This window comes from Bacillus massiliigorillae (genome assembly GCF_000380245.2).
In the GTDB taxonomy this organism is placed as follows: domain Bacteria; phylum Bacillota; class Bacilli; order Bacillales; family DSM-1321; genus Bacillus_AD; species Bacillus_AD massiliigorillae.
Map to the genome: position 1 here is coordinate 2,428,422 of NZ_HG428741.1, position 16,107 is coordinate 2,444,528.

Annotated in this window: 14 protein-coding genes; 1 reads left to right on the forward strand and 13 read right to left on the reverse strand. The window is 36.0% G+C overall.

The window, feature by feature from the left end; genetic code table 11:
- Window positions 1–218 precede the first annotated feature (218 nt).
- The 5 genes from TX86_RS11170 to TX86_RS11190 form a co-directional block, all read right to left on the reverse strand.
- Window positions 219–1,307: a BMP family lipoprotein gene (locus TX86_RS11170; RefSeq protein WP_042348837.1), complete on the reverse strand. Its 1,089-nt coding sequence runs from the start codon at window positions 1,305–1,307 to the stop codon at window positions 219–221.
- A 69-nt stretch (window positions 1,308–1,376) separates the two neighbouring features.
- Entirely contained in the window at window positions 1,377–2,102 is a 726-nt protein-coding gene (locus tag TX86_RS11175) for a GntR family transcriptional regulator (RefSeq protein ID WP_042348839.1), read from the reverse strand.
- A gap of 234 nt (window positions 2,103–2,336) precedes the next feature.
- The gene (locus TX86_RS11180; protein WP_042348840.1) at window positions 2,337–4,670 is read right to left on the reverse strand and encodes a DNA translocase FtsK; all 2,334 of its coding nucleotides are present in this window, start codon (window positions 4,668–4,670) and stop codon (window positions 2,337–2,339) included.
- 219 nt (window positions 4,671–4,889) lie between these two features.
- On the reverse strand, window positions 4,890–5,120 hold the full coding sequence (locus TX86_RS11185; RefSeq protein WP_042348841.1) for a YlzJ-like family protein: 231 nt from the start codon (window positions 5,118–5,120) through the stop codon (window positions 4,890–4,892).
- Window positions 5,117–5,866: a ClpP family protease gene (locus TX86_RS11190; RefSeq protein WP_042348842.1), complete on the reverse strand. Its 750-nt coding sequence runs from the start codon at window positions 5,864–5,866 to the stop codon at window positions 5,117–5,119. The genes TX86_RS11185 and TX86_RS11190 overlap by 4 nt, the downstream gene beginning before the upstream one ends.
- A 342-nt stretch (window positions 5,867–6,208) precedes the next feature.
- On the opposite strand from TX86_RS11190, the gene TX86_RS11195 reads away from it, so the two are divergent.
- Window positions 6,209–7,069 carry an MBL fold metallo-hydrolase gene (locus TX86_RS11195; protein WP_042348843.1) on the forward strand — a complete coding sequence of 287 codons (861 nt, stop codon included), beginning with the start codon at window positions 6,209–6,211 and terminating at the stop codon, window positions 7,067–7,069.
- A 57-nt stretch (window positions 7,070–7,126) separates the two neighbouring features.
- On the opposite strand, the gene TX86_RS11200 is transcribed toward TX86_RS11195, so the two are convergent.
- From TX86_RS11200 to TX86_RS11235, 8 genes are all read right to left on the reverse strand, one after another.
- The gene (locus TX86_RS11200) at window positions 7,127–8,794 is read right to left on the reverse strand and encodes a ribonuclease J (RefSeq protein WP_154663102.1); all 1,668 of its coding nucleotides are present in this window, start codon (window positions 8,792–8,794) and stop codon (window positions 7,127–7,129) included.
- A 224-nt stretch (window positions 8,795–9,018) separates the two neighbouring features.
- Window positions 9,019–9,888 (reverse strand): 4-hydroxy-tetrahydrodipicolinate synthase, encoded by an 870-nt coding sequence (dapA, locus tag TX86_RS11205; protein WP_042348844.1) that lies wholly within the window; start codon window positions 9,886–9,888, stop codon window positions 9,019–9,021.
- 103 nt (window positions 9,889–9,991) lie between these two features.
- Window positions 9,992–11,227, reverse strand: a complete 1,236-nt coding sequence (gene dapG, locus TX86_RS11210) for an aspartate kinase (RefSeq protein ID WP_042348846.1) — start codon at window positions 11,225–11,227, stop codon at window positions 9,992–9,994.
- Between the two features lie 152 nt (window positions 11,228–11,379).
- Window positions 11,380–12,438 carry an aspartate-semialdehyde dehydrogenase gene (gene asd, locus TX86_RS11215; protein WP_042348847.1) on the reverse strand — a complete coding sequence of 353 codons (1,059 nt, stop codon included), beginning with the start codon at window positions 12,436–12,438 and terminating at the stop codon, window positions 11,380–11,382.
- A gap of 143 nt (window positions 12,439–12,581) precedes the next feature.
- Complete coding sequence (locus TX86_RS11220; RefSeq protein WP_042348848.1) at window positions 12,582–13,181, reverse strand: dipicolinate synthase subunit B; 600 nt, start codon at window positions 13,179–13,181, stop codon at window positions 12,582–12,584.
- On the reverse strand, window positions 13,178–14,080 hold the full coding sequence (gene dpaA / locus TX86_RS11225) for a dipicolinic acid synthetase subunit A (RefSeq protein WP_042348850.1): 903 nt from the start codon (window positions 14,078–14,080) through the stop codon (window positions 13,178–13,180). Before dpaA ends, TX86_RS11220 begins: the two co-directional genes overlap by 4 nt.
- A gap of 377 nt (window positions 14,081–14,457) precedes the next feature.
- Window positions 14,458–14,712, reverse strand: coding sequence for a YlmC/YmxH family sporulation protein (locus TX86_RS11230; protein ID WP_042348851.1), 255 nt, complete (start codon window positions 14,710–14,712; stop codon window positions 14,458–14,460).
- Between the two features lie 131 nt (window positions 14,713–14,843).
- Complete coding sequence (locus TX86_RS11235; RefSeq protein WP_042348852.1) at window positions 14,844–16,079, reverse strand: M16 family metallopeptidase; 1,236 nt, start codon at window positions 16,077–16,079, stop codon at window positions 14,844–14,846.
- Window positions 16,080–16,107 lie beyond the last annotated feature (28 nt).

Sequence of the window (16,107 nt, forward strand, 5' to 3'; positions counted from 1 at the left end):
ACTCTTGATGTTAAGTGTTGATGAACATCTTGCTCATTTTATTAAAAAAACAAAGGAAAACTTGTAACTATTATGTTACATCCTTTCATTTACTTTTTTAAAAACTACCAATCTATGTATCTCGTAACACAACATGTCAGATTATTCATTCAAACAGAACAAATTCATAAATGAAGGAATACCATTAAATTCGGTATTCCTTCATTTTATTTAAGCTATTAGAACTTCATTGCTTTTAATTCTTCACGAGTTGTTGGGATTTTCACTTCGCCAGCTTTGATTTTTTCAGTCCACTCTTGAACAGCTTTTAAAGTATCTGCTGATAAGTGATCACCAGTAGTTGCAACACCAACAGCATCCTCATCTAAACCATATTGAATTGTTTTTCCGCCAGGGAATTCACCATTCATTGTTTTAGTAGCAAGGTCTTTAACTGCAAGGTCTACACGTTTGATCATAGAAGTTAATGTAATGTTTAAATCAGTTCCTGGAACATTTCCTTCTTCGAATTGGTCAGAATCAACACCGATTACCCAAACATTTGCATTGTTATCTTTTTTCTTTAACTCAGTAGCAGCAGTGAATACACCGTTACCTGTACCACCTGAAGCATGGAAGATAATATCTACACCTTGTTTGTACATTGAGTTAGCCATTTCTTTACCGATATCAGCTTTATCAAATCCACCAGCATACTGAACTTTAACATCAGCATTTGGCTTTACAGATTTAACACCAGCAGTGAAACCAGCTTCGAACTTATTGATTAGAGGTGAATCCATTCCACCGATGAAACCAACTTTATCAGATTTTGAAGAAAGAGCTGCAGCTACACCTACTAAGAATGAACCTTGTTCTTCTTTAAATGTAATGCTCGCTACGTTCTTAGCATCTACAACCTCATCAACAATCGCAAATTTATTATCCGGACGTTGACTAGCAATTTCTTTAATATCTTCAACTAATTTAAATCCAATACCATAGATTAAGTCGAATTCGTTTCGAACTAAAGTGTTTAAGTTAGTTGCATAATCTGCATCACTTTTTGATTGAAGGTAATCATATCCACCTTTACCTTTTTTCAATCCGTTTTCTTTACCGAAAGCTTGGATACCTTCCCATGCAGATTGGTTGAATGACTTATCGTCAACTCCACCAACGTCAGTTACCATTGCAACTGAAAAGTTCTTTTTATCATCAGAACCTTTGCCTTCTTCTTTTTTATCATCGCTTGTTCCACATGCGCCAAGAATTGTTCCTGCAGCAAGTACCAATGATAAAGCTAAGCCCATTTTACGCTTTTTCAAGGTAAAACCTCCCAAATGTGTGTTGTTGATTAGCAAAAAGGTGTTTGTTCCCACTACATTTGCGTATTGTTACATACGTTTACGTAAAACATGAAAACTAAATTTGTTCGACTTAAAATAGTTAAGCGAATACAAAATTGGTCGGTCATTTTCATCATAGTGCATTTGTTTTAAGACTAAGAGTGCTGTTTCTGGATCACATTGAAGTAGTGGGGAAATCTTTTCATGATATCCAAGCGGCTCTATATAAGAAACTGCATAAGCAACTTTCATGTTGGCGTTTCTTTCTAAAACATTAAATATAGATTCTCCATGATAACCAAAGTTATCCGGTAAATCCTTTTCCAACATTTTATCTAAGCAATACACAACTGGCTCATCATTAGCAGTTCTTAAGCGCTCAATCACGTTAAGCGTTTCCTTTTCTTTGCAATTGAATAAATGCATCTCATCTTCCGATACTAATTGAGTGGTGGAACTTAAAAAAATCGTTCCAGGTTTCATACCGGCCTGCTCAATCATGCTTGTTACACTATATAGTTGTTCAATACCTGAACTAAATAATGGCTTTGCATTAATAAATGTACCTACCCCGTGTCTGCGAATAATGACATTTTCTTCTTCAAGAATACGCAAAGCTTCCCTAAGTGTCGCTCGGCTTACACCAAGTTGCTTAGACAACACAAACTCTGACGGCAGTTTTTCTTTTTCTATGTACACACCATCTTTAATATCTTGTTTAATCTTTTCAATAACTTGAAGATATAAATGACGATGATCCTGCTTTATTGACATAAAGCACTCCCCCCCAAAAAACACATACACCTAAGACATCAGACCTTAGACGTTTACGTTCTTTCTACTAATCGTTATCTAGATTATCATCTTTTAGCCAATAAATAAATAGTGAAATAATAATATTTGGCGTAATAATGAATAAAATATTAATTTTTATCAACAATATCAATAACTTGATAAAAAATCCCAATTACACATGATAATAATTGTTTTTTTAGAAAAACAACACTTTTACGAATGTTTCACATCTTGCCCAAATTCTTCTTTACTTACTAATACTGTTCTAGGTTTACTACCTTCGTATGGACCGACAATTCCTCTCATTTCCATTTCATCAATTAATCTTGCTGCACGAGAATATCCGATACGAAATCTTCTTTGTAACATGGATACAGAAGCTGTTCCCATTTCTACTACTAATTCGACAGCAGAATCATAAATCTTATCTTCTACTTCACCAGCTACTTCTTGATGTTCATCCGGTATCATATCTTCCTGGTATTGTGCTTTCTGCTGAGAAATCACATACGTTACCATATCTTCAACTTCTTGATCTGATAGAAATGCACCTTGTACTCGAATTGGCTTAGACGCACCTACAGGTAAAAATAACATATCTCCTCTTCCAAGAAGTTTCTCTGCTCCACCCATATCTAAAATTGTTCGAGAATCCGTCATAGAGGAAACACTGAACGCAATCCGGGATGGAATATTAGCTTTAATTACACCCGTGATTACATCCACAGATGGTCTTTGAGTAGCGATGATTAGATGAATACCTGCTGCACGAGCCATTTGAGCTAATCTTGTAATGGCATCTTCTACATCAGATGAGGCAACCATCATTAAATCAGCAAGCTCATCAACAATAACAACAATATAAGGTAATAACGGCTGTTTCTCTTCATTTTCCATATTGTGAAGCTTCACATGATCATTATAGCCTTCTATATTTCTCGTACCTGTATGAGCAAACAACTCATATCTTCGCTCCATTTCATTAACTACTTTCTTTAATGCCTGTGATGCTTTTTTCGCATCAGTTACAACAGGAGCCAATAAATGAGGAATGCCATTGTACATATTTAATTCAACCATCTTAGGATCAATCATCATAAGTTTCACTTCATGAGGTTTTGCCTTCGTAAGAATGCTCGTAATGATACCATTAATACAAACTGATTTACCTGAACCTGTCGCACCCGCTACTAATAAATGGGGCATTTTGTTTAGCTCAGCCATTACAGCTTCCCCAGCTACATCTCGACCTAGTCCAATTAGTAGTCGTGAATCATTTTCCATTGATTGCTTTGATTCTAATACTTCACGTAACGACACCATTGCCACCTCAGAATTTGGAACCTCGATACCAATAGCAGACTTTCCAGGAATCGGAGCTTCTATTCGAATTCCTTTTGCTGCAAGTGCCAATGCAATATCATCTGATAAACTAACAATTTTACTTACTTTTACCCCCACTGCTGGATGGATTTCATATTTCGTTACAGCAGGCCCTAAATGCACTTGAGAAACCTTTGCGTTTACACCAAAGCTTGCAAATGTTCGCTCTAATTTAGCTGCATTCTCATGAATTCGCTTATGTTCACTTGTTTGATCCGATTTACGAGCAGCATGTAACAAGGAGAGCGATGGTAACTGGTACTCTGCATTCTCCATTTCACTGAAGTTCATATTGTCAGGTCCTTCTCCCGACGATACTTCTTCTGCTTTTGATGTATCCGATTCTACTACACTTAATTTCTCTTCATTATGTGAATCTGCTTCAAAATCATACGCTTTTTGAGAAAAACTACGAATGACTGGTTCTTCATAAGTTTCTTGATGTTCAATAATCGGTGGGGCTTCATTAGTTGATTCTTCAGCTTTTGCTTTCTTTTCAGCTCTTCTACTATTATGTTTTTTCTTTACATCTTTTACATCAACAACAAAGCCTTTCCATTGATTCGCAATAAAACTGCGCATGCCTTCTATAAATTTATTTAATACATCACCGAATGTCTTCCCTGTTAAAAGAATAATACCAATAATAATGCATATGATTGCTGCTATTTTTGCACCCGCTTCTGCAAATAAGAAGTAGAAAACAGCAAAAAGAATTGCACCAATCATTCCACCACCTAAATCAGTTGCAGCTGCTTTACCTGTTGCTTCCATCCAAAACAATTCCCACGTGTTGAGAACCACACTTGGTTTTGCGAATGGACCACCTTCAGATAATAATTCAAAGAGCGTTACATGACTTAAAAGAAGAATACTACCTACTATTAAGTACACACCTATAAGCTGCCTGCGAAGAAATGATGGAATCGCTCGTTTCCACATTAAAAACAAGCCCACTATTAAGACACCTATTAATAATAAAATATTCCATTCACCCATAAAGAAACGAGAAAATAATGAAAGAGCATGTCCAAAGGCTCCAAGCTCAGCAATTGCGATTGTTGATAAGCCAAACATAATTAAGCCCACTATTTCAAATTGCAATGTCCGTTTTAATTGCTCTGTGCTTTTGCCTTTCTTTCGTCTTCTTTTGACCTTAGCCATTTAATCACCAAACTTTCTTGAAAAAACTAGGCATTCACCGCCTTATGTAATGCAGGGTTGTTTTTTCCTTATCTACTAATACCCTTACGTTTGAAGGATAAGGCTATTAACTGAGAGAAAGCAGCCTTTACGGCTGCTGATGAAATAAATGATTCATTTTCATTAAAAACAATAATCCCACTTCATTCACTCTTGCAAATAGTATAACATATACAAGACCTAATGAATTTGTTCAAATAACCCACTATCAATATAACTTCCCGGCTGAAATTCCTCATTTAAATAATCATTTGGATTTGTACTTGTGATGCCAATAATTCGATAACGATAAGGTAGAACTCTTTCGGCAGTTACTAATATCCCTTTATAATAAAAGTTCTCTTGAGGATAAGTAAATTCCTTCTCGTTTTGTAAAACCCACTCATTTGGCATGATTGTATAAAGGGTCATGCATTCACACCTCCATCAGTGTTTAGTTCAGCCGATGGTTTATTTTGATCGATTAAACTATTTAGTTTTTTTATCGCTTCACCTACTCCTCCTACTCCATCAATTAACCCACTAGCCACTGCATCGGTCCCTACTACATTCGTCCCAATATCCCTCGTTAAATTACCTTTAGCAAACATCAGCTCTTTAAAATCCTCTTCTGAAATATTAGAGTGCTTCGTGACAAAATGAATGACACGATCTTGCATTTTATCGAGATATTCAAATGTTTGTGGAACACCAATGACCAAACCGGTTAAACGAATCGGATGAATCGTCATCGTTGCCGTTTCCGCAATAAAGCTATAGTCACAACTAACGGCAATTGGTACGCCTATCGAATGCCCGCCCCCAAGTACTATTGAAACAGTTGGCTTCGAAAGTGAAGCTAGCATTTCAGCAAGTGCTAACCCAGCCTCTACATCACCGCCTACTGTATTTAAAATCACTAGTAATCCTTCTATTTTCGGATTTTGCTCAATGGCAACAATCTGAGGAATGACATGTTCATATTTCGTGGTTTTATTTTGCGGCGGTAATTGCATATGCCCTTCTATTTGACCAATTATTGTTAAGCAATGAATTTTCGAATCCGACATTTGTGGTACATTCGTTTGACCTAATTGTTGAATTTTATCTAAAAGGCTAGATCCCTTCTCCTCTGGCTTTTCATTTTCCTGCGCTGGCAGATTTTCATTTCCACTCATAATAATTCCCCTTTCATAATTAGATAGAATTAGTATGAACGTAGCAGTTATGATTCATTCTAAAGTCGTAAGGTTTGTTTATATTCGTTCTTTCGACTTTGCTACCAATTAAGATGAGAATTTCTTCAGTAAATATGAAAGACAGTTATATATATCAGATTATCAAAGAACAGCACATACTAATTTTAGCACATACGTTCCTATTTAAGCTATATTCATATCTATTCAAAAAAAAAACCGAGCTACATACAGTACATTCTTCAGAAAGGAAGACGTCTTTCGAAAAATACATTAATATAAGAAATACACATTAATGAAGAATGAATGAAAAGGGGTTTTAACATGGAAAACAATACGTTAAAAAAGTTATCAAATCATATTTATTATTTACCACCCAATTCAGATACCGATAGACCTGTTCTCGGAATTATTTCCGGCAAGCAATATTCACTTATAATTGATGGAGGTAACTCTTCAAATCACGCGCAAGTCTTATTATCTCAAATTAAAACGAAAAACCTCCCTCCGATTCTTGCCGTCTTCCTAACACATTGGCATTGGGACCATAGCTTCGGCTTACATGAAATGAATATTACGACTATATGTCACACGCAAACAAAAACAGCACTTAAAAAGTTACTTCCCTTCTCTTGGAGTGATGAAGCATTAGATGACCGAGTGACGCAAGGTATTGAGATTGCTTTTTGTGCCGATATGATAAAAGCAGAATATGGTTCTAATCGAGAAATACATATTAGAATTCCAGAAATCACTTTTCATAACGAAATGGAAATTGATTTAGGAGATATTCATTGTATCGTTGAGCATGTTGGAGGAGATCATTCTTCCGACTCTTCTATCGTATATATCCCAGAAGATAAAGTACTATTTTTGGGTGATTGTTTGTACGCCAATATGTATGATGGACCATATCACTATACAATTCAAAACATATTAGCACTACTAGCCAAGATTGAAAAATATGATGCCGATACATACGTCTTATCACATCAAATGCCTCAATCAAAACATGAATTTACACAATTCACTACTTTGCTCAAAACACTTTGTCAGCTAACCGAAACATTTAAAGGAAACAAGAAACAGATATCTGAAGCACTTTCGAAGCATACGGGGGAGCCGCTAGATGAACTAGCCCAAGAATGTATCGAGTATTTCACAAATATATATAAACAAACTTAAATATTGATTCGCCAAAAAGGACGATACATAAAAATTATGTGCATCGTCCTTCCCTAATTATATTTCCATTATGATCGGTAATATCATCGGTCTGCGCTTTGTCTCTTCATAGAGTTGTGAACTTAATTGTTCACGAATATTTTGCTTTAAGCTGGACCAATCAAAGTTTGGTGCATTTACATTCTTATCTACAACTTCTTTTACGATATTAATAGAATTATCGATTAGTTTCTCTGATTCTCTTACATAAACAAATCCACGTGTAATAATTTCTGGTCCTGAAATAATAGCTTTACTGCTTCTATTTAATGTAACTACCACTATCAAAATACCATCTTGTGATAGCAATCTACGATCTCGCAATACTATGTTACCAACATCCCCAATACCGCTACCATCAATTAATACATTACCAGCAGTAATTTTACTACTGACTCTAATTCTATCAGACTGCAAATCAACCATTTCACCATTTTCCGCAATTACAATAGCATTGTTTTCTAAGCCGCATTGTTTTGCAACCTTACTATGTGCCATTAGCATTCGAAACTCACCGTGAATTGGCATGAAATATTTTGGTCTTAACAAATTAATCATCATTTTTAACTCTTCTTGGCTACCGTGTCCCGGAACATAGACAGTACGATTTTTAGAAACAACGTTTGCACCAATACGATATAACAAATCAATCGCTCTCGTAAGTTGTAATTCACCACCACGAACAGGAGAAGCAGCAATTAATATCGAGTCCTTTGGCTTTAACACAATTTGTTTATGGTTCTTCTTTGCAATTCTTTCCAAAACAGCAATAGGTTCGCCTTTAGGACCCGATGCTAGAATAACAATCTCTCGATCACTATATTGGTCCGCTTCCGCTATTGAAATAACAGCTTCTTCTTCAACCTTTAGAAAACCTGCTTGTAAACTAATTTCAAAGACTTGCTTCATTTCATTGCCTACAAGTACTACTTTACGATTACTTTTTCTTGCTGCATTTAATGTATGTTGAATAGTATTTATATTAGATGCAAAGGATGCAAGAATAATTCGTCCTTCACTACTTTCAAATACATCTTGCATATCTCTTTCAACGATTGCTTCTGATTTCGTATAGCCTGGATTCTCAGCCCCAGTACTATCTGACATTAGTAATAAAACGCCCTCTTCACCAATTTTGGCAATTTTCCCAATATCCGCTGCATATATGCCTGATGCAGCTTGATCGAATTTAAAATCCCCTGTATAAACGATACAGCCATCCTTTGTATGTAAACAAATTCCAAGCGCACCTGGAATACTATGATTCGTTTTAAAAAACGAAACTTGAGCATTCGCAAATTGTAATTGCGAATTATTATTCACTTCAACAAATGATACATTTCCTTTAAATCTATTTTCTTTCAATCTAAGTTTTGTTAAGTCAATTGTTAATTTTGAACCATATACAGGAACATTCAGAGAATTCAACAAATATGGTAATGCTCCGATATGATCTTCATGACCATGACTTAAAAAAATACCCTGAACTCTTTCTTGATTTTCTAATAAATAAGATGTATCAGGAATAACTACATCAATTCCAAGCATCTCTGTTTCAGGAAACATTAATCCAGCATCTAAAACAAAGATTTCGTCATCAATTTCTACTACGTACATATTCTTTCCTAGTTCTGCTTGTCCGCCAAGAGAGAATACCTTAATGTTATGATTCATTTGGTTGTCCACGTATTTTTCCTCCTACACTATAAAACTTCCGTTCAAAACAATTACATCCATTATACCGTAAGTAAAAAATACATAGCAACCTTTTCGTCAAAGTATTAGCAGAACTCTGATTATTAGAAAAACCGTCACCGGCCTTTTTGGATTAATGTTTATGCCCCTTGTATTAACCCAAATCAAAAAAGGCGTCTCAAAAGTGATTTGTATTCACTTTTGAGACAGCCTTCTTATTTTTTCACTAATAGACTTAATGCATCTCTTTCACTTGGTGAAAGTGCAACTAATGGCAAACGAACAGATCCAACATCAATACCTTTCATTTGCAATGCCGTTTTCACAGGAGTTGGATTTGGAGCCATAAATAAACCATTCATGATTGGTAGTAACTCTTGATGCAGTTTTGCTGCCTTTTGATTTTCACCAATAAAGTAAGCTTCAATCATATCCTGCATTTCATTACCAATAATATGAGCTGCTACAGATACTACACCTTTAGCTCCAACAGAAATCATCGGAAGAGCTAAATAATCATCTCCACTATATAACATGAAATCATCATCTGTTTGAGCAATAATCTCAGTAGCAGCTGACAAGTCACCTGTTGATTCCTTAACTGCGACAATATTTGGAATAGCAGAAAGCTTTACTATTGTTTCTGTTTCGATTTTTACAGCAGTACGTCCTGGAATATTATAAAGCATAATCGGTAATTTAGTACTTTCAGCAATTGCTTTAAAATGCTCATACATACCTTGTTGATTTGGTTTATTGTAGTATGGTGCAACAAGTAAGAATGCATCTACGCCTACTTTTTCAGCCTTTTTTGTTAACTCAATAGAAGCATATGTGTTATTGCTACCTGTTCCCGCAATGACTGGAACTCGCTTATCTACAACTTTTACGACATGTTGAAACAACGCTAACTTTTCTTCAGATGTTAAGGTAGGAGACTCACCTGTTGTTCCTGCCACCACAAGTGCATCTGTACCGTTTTCAATTAGATAGTTTACTAATTGTGTTGTTTTTACAAAGTCAATATTACCTTTATGATCAAAAGGCGTAACCATTGCTGTTACAATTTTCCCGAACGAAATCATACTTTCTTTCACTCCTAACAGAATTTAACTTAAACCTTCATCGCCATACATAATAAGTCATGATAAGAAAACAAACGATGAGTAGTCTCCGAAACACTCCACTCTAAATGTGAGTTTCATCGTATTCAACATGAAGTTCAAACGCATCATGCAACGCATTTACTGCTTCAGTCAAATGATTCTCGCTTATCAATACCCAAATCGTTGTATGGCTGTCTGCCGCTTGTAAGATACTTATACCTTTTTCGGAAAGTGCTGTCACAATTTTTGCTGTTATTCCAGGAACACCCATAATACCAGCACCTACAACAGATACTTTAGCACAATTCCTTACAATAACTGGCTGATAACCTTCTTTTTCAAGTATTTCGATTGCTCGCTCCGTCATGTCCTCATTTACTGTATATACAACCCCATTTGGCGATATATTGATAAAGTCAACACTAATCGAAGCATTAGCCATCGCTTTAAATACTTCGGTCGATAAATTATACTGATCTTTCTTAGCATTAACACGTATTTGAGTAATCTTATTTAAATGAGCTATACCAGTTACTAATCGATCGCCAACGTCACTTCCATGACTTCTTCCATTTATTGACGTAACCAACGTCCCTAAACCATCACTATATGTTGAGCGAATACGAATAGGAACCTTAGCAGCCATCGCAATTTCAACTGCTCGCGGATGAATAACCTTAGCTCCTTGATACGCCATATTACAAACTTCATTATAGGTTACAACAGAAAGTGCACGAGCCTGCTCAGCGATACGAGGATCGGCTGTCATAATTCCTTCAACATCTGTGAAAATATCAACCCATTCCGCTTGTACAGCTGCACCTATTGCTGCAGCTGAGGTATCACTTCCACCTCTACCTATTGTTGTAATATCCCCATTTCGTGATACTCCTTGGAAACCTGCAACAACAACTACATCATATTGCTCAAGCTCTTTAACGATACGTTCACACTTCATTTCGATTATCTTTGCGTTAGTATGATCATTGTTGGTACGAAAACCTGCTTGAGCGCCCGTATAAGCGGTAGCATTAACTCCATTTTGAAGAAGCATATTTGCAAAAACAACAGAAGATATCGTTTCACCTACTGAAAGCAATAAATCTTGTTCTCGTTTTGAAATCTTACTTTGCGAACCATTTACAAGTGATAATAATGTATCTGTCGCATAAGGATCTCCTTTTCTACCCATTGCAGAAACAACAACAATTACTTTATATCCTTCATTAACGGCTTTTTCTATATGTCTTCTAGCATGTGCTCTGCTTTCATCATCTTTAACGGATGTTCCGCCGAACTTTTGAACAATAATATTCATGTATACACCCCAAATTAACTCAGCCTTTCTTCTATATTATTGGAAAGGCTGAGGCTTAATAACCGGCTATTTCGTTTTAGTTTTCATTAGAAAGATAGTTTGACTTCTTCTATACTCGTATAGGAAATCAACTACGCAAGTCTAACAATCCTTTACTTTAAAGTAACCAATTCTAATTTAATTAGACTCTCAGCGATTTGAACTGAATTCCACGCTGCACCTTTTAATAGGTTATCAGAAACAACCCACATATGGAAGCCTTTATCTTCATCCAAATCTTTACGGATTCTACCTACAAACACATCATTCTTACCGACACAGTCAGCAGGCATTGGATAAACTTGTGCTTCTGGCTCATCTTGCAGAACGATACCTGGTGCAGTTTTCATTAGCTCTTTGATATCCGCTGCAGAAACACCTGGCTCATTAACTTCGAAATATAATGATTCTGAGTGACCAGTAACAACTGGAATTCTCACACAAGTTGCTGCTACTGGGAGCTCAGGCATATGCATAATTTTCTTTGTTTCATTAATCATTTTCATTTCTTCATACGTATAACCATTTTCTTGGAACTTATCAATTTGTGGAATTACGTTGAATGCGATTTGGTAATGCTTCTCATCGCCTTTAACAGGTAATACTTGCGGATTAATTTCTTCTCCATTTAATAAGCTTTGCGTTTGTTCTTGTAATTCTGAGATTGCTGCTGCACCAGATCCTGAAACAGCTTGATAAGTCGAAACGATTAATTTATTTAAACCATAGGCTTTGCGAATTGGTTCTAACGCCGCAACCATTTGGATTGTCGAACAGTTTGGATTCGCAATAATACCTTTATGTTGCTTTAAGTCCTCTTCATTTACTTCTGGAACAACTAATGGTACATTTTCAGCCATTCTGAATGCACTTGTATTATCAACTACAATAGCTCCACGTTTAGCTGCTTCAGGCGCAAGCTCAAGGGATACACTTCCTCCTGCACTGAATAATGCAATATCAATTCCTTCAAAAGATTCCGGTTTAGCTTCTTGAACAACTATTTCTTCTCCATTAAACTTCAATACTGTTCCTGCAGAACGAGCTGAAGATAAAAGAGTGATATTCTTAATTGGGAAATTTCTCTTTTCTAAAGTTTCCATCATTTGTTGTCCAACAGCGCCTGTTGCTCCTACTACTGCTACATTTAATCCTTGTCTTGCTTCCACCATCCATACCCCATTTCTGTCTTTTTAGCAAATATTTCGTGTTTTTATATTGGTTGCCAGATTAGTCTTTATTTTATCATATTACCTCATAAAAGAAACAAAAGTTTTTTCACAATTTAACTTAAGCAACTCACTTTATTGTAATATTATGAAAAATCTCTGAATTTTTCAATTATAACGGGTTGTAATTGTTTTCCTTCTATCGCAGCTATAATTGTTTCAGAAATAAGTGACATCTTAGCAACCATCGATTTTGGTTTATTTTCAGGATCATCTTGACCATACGGGATAAAGTATATATCTTTTGCAGCCATTAATCGCATTAAATTAACACCATTTAATCCAAGAGCATCATTTGTTGAAATACCAAGAACAACAGGCCGATAATTTCTCAGTGTCGCTTTCGCAGCCATAAGTACTGGAGAATCCGTCAGAGCATTTGCGAATTTACTCATGGAGCTACCTGTTAGAGGTGCAATTACCATACAATCTAGTGGCATCTTCGGTCCAAGCGGCTCCGCTTTTACAATACTATCAATCACCGCATGGCCAGTAATACTCTCTAAACGTTGAACCCAGTCTTCTCCCTCACCAAATCGAGTATTCGTATTACTTACAGTATGTGTTACAACTGGTATCACTTCCGCACCACTATTCACAAGCTTTTCAATTTCAGGAAATACAACATCATATGTGCAGTGTGAACCTGTTACTCCAAAGCCAATTCGCTTCCCTTTTAAACTCATTTCGTCTTCCCCTTTCTTTTCAGTAAATCCTCTTGCAACAACTGTATAAGCACATTAGCCAATATTCTTCCCGCTGTTTTCGGAGCGACAATACCTGGCAATCCAGGTGCTAACAGTGCCTTAATTCCTCTTTTTTCAGCATAGCGAAAATCAGTACCACCTGGTTTAGAAGCTAAATCAATTATTAAAGTATGTGCTGGCATCCCTGCAATAACTTTCGCTGTTACAATTTGTATTGGAATCGTATTGATACAAAGGTCCACATCTTTTACAACTTCCTCCAACTGACTTAAATGAAATGGCTGTAAGCCCATTTCTGTTATTCGAGCAATATGCTCACTTTTTCTAGCTCCAACCTTCACTTTCGCCCCAAGCGCTTGAAATGTTCGAGCAACACTCATACCCGTCCTACCTAGCCCGAGAACAGCAACATTACTACCATGTATCGTGAAATCAGTATGTTGAATCGCCATCATAATCGTACCTTCAACAGTTGGTATACTGTTGTATATAGCTACATCATCTCTTTGAAATAGTTGAATTAATTCTCGATTAACTTTTTTCATAATCGAGTCTAAATAAGAATTACTTATACCAGAATAAACCTTACAATGAGGTGGAGTTTTTGCAAGGATATTACTTGTTAAAACAACCGTTTCATTCGAAAAAATCGTTTCAATTTTCCCTTCTGGGTTCGTTCCAGGAACTGGTAGAATAACAGCATCTATTTCTGAAAAATCCATTTCATCAATCTTCTCTTTTACCGCTCCGGAAAATGCATGATCAAGCTGCTCAAAGCCTACTAATGATAACTTCGCATCGCTCTCCGTTAATTTTCTAATCACTTCTAGTTGCCGTGCATCTCCGCCTATTACGGCAATTTGCATGCCTGTAAGCATTCCATGTCACCTACTTTAAGGAGAATCTATTTTCCTTACCCATATTATGAAACCAGTACCAGATAGGTGTTTGTTTATTTTAAAGAAAAACCGGCACCGGTCCTTTTTGTCATTGTCTTTACTTCTTGTTTTTCTTCAAAGCAAAAAGGAGCCATGCGGCAGGCGTAAGACGAGCTGTTCTTGAAAACCCGCACTTGGTTTTCAAAACAGCTTAGCTTACGACCAAGCATGGCAGGTGTAAGGTTGGACAGAGAAAAACCGGCACCGGTCCTTTTTGATTGTTGTTTTTACTTCTTGTTTTTCTTCAAAGCAAAAAGGGCGTGCAAGAAGCGATATGAAATCACTTTTTGCACACCCTTAACATAAATATGCTTTTTTTAAGACTTCTCTTCATAATGAACTTCTGGAATATCAATTATTATCATATCCGTTCCAATTTTCTTAATATGACGCCATGGCACTCGTATTTCACTTCCATTCTTCTTAAACCCAAACCATTTCACTGATGGAATAATAAGTGCTACTATTTGTCCATTTTCATTAATTTCTAAATCAGTCTGACCAAGAATACCTAGCCGCTCTGCTTTTTTCACATCTACAATTTCTTTACCGCTTAATTCACTTAACCTCATAAAAGCAGTCACCTCTTTTATATATACCTATTACATTCATATAGGTTAGAGCGTAAGATTAGAAGTGATTTTTGAAAAGAAATTAAAAAAACGTGCTAAAAGGTTATTCACAACCTTCTAGCACAGCGTCTTTACTTCGATTGCCATTCTTCTATTGGACTAATGAAAGCCATCGCATGTTGATCTGTAAACACTTTATTTGTAATAGCTGCAACACTTTCTTGTGTTACATTATCAATCAACTCAACAATTTCATCTAGAGAACGATGTTTGCCTAAAACAAGTTCATTCTTACCATTACGACTCATTCTACTATTCGTGCTTTCCAAGCTCAGCATTAAGTTACCTTTTAACTGTTCTTTACTATTATTAAGCTCTTTCGCCGTAATGCCATCACGTTTAAAAGTATCAATCGTCTGTTGGATTGTTTGGAACAATACATCCATTTGATTCGCTCCAGTTCCACCATAGATTGTTACTAATCCGCTATCTTGATAACCTGAATGGTAAGAGTAAACAGAATATGCTAAACCTCTTTGCTCACGAACTTCTTGGAATAAACGGCTACTCATGCTCCCACCAAGGATGTTATTCATGACAATTAAGCTATAGGCATTGCTATTCCCAATCGGCAAACCTTCATATCCTAAACATAGGTGGGCTTGTTCTGTCTCTTTCTTTTTCTTTAATGTATTATAGTGAAAAACAGGTTTTTCTTGTTGTACGTTAGCAGGTTTTCCACCTTCATAACTTCCGAATAACTTTTCAACTTCTTTAATAAAGCTTTCATCCACATTACCCGCAACAGAAATCACTAAACGATCCGGTGTATACATTTCATGCACATATTGTTTTAGGGTTTCAGTTGTAAAAGTCGCTAATGTTTCTTCACGCCCTAAGATTGGATAAGCCAATGGGTTTTTTTCATATACCGCTCTACTTAATAAATCATGCACAATATCATCAGGAGTATCTTCATACATTTTAATCTCTTCAAACACAACATTTCGTTCTTTTTGTAACTCTTCTGAATCAAATGTAGAATTAAAGAACATATCTCCTAACACATTAAGTGCGTAGCTAGCATGATTATCTAATACCTTTGCATAGTAGCAAGTATACTCCTTCGATGTAAAGGCATTTACTTGTCCACCGATACTATCGAAGCTTTCTGCGATTTCTTTCGCATTTCTTGTAGTGGTTCCTTTAAAAAACATATGCTCTAAGAAATGTGAGATTCCATTATTGCTTTCAGTTTCATTAATAGATCCTGCCTTAATCCATAAACCAATAGCTACCGAACGTACAGTAGGTATATTCTCAAGAACTATTCGTACTCCATTTTGACATGTATATTTTTTAATCAACAACTTTTCCCTCCTATATCTTGCTGTC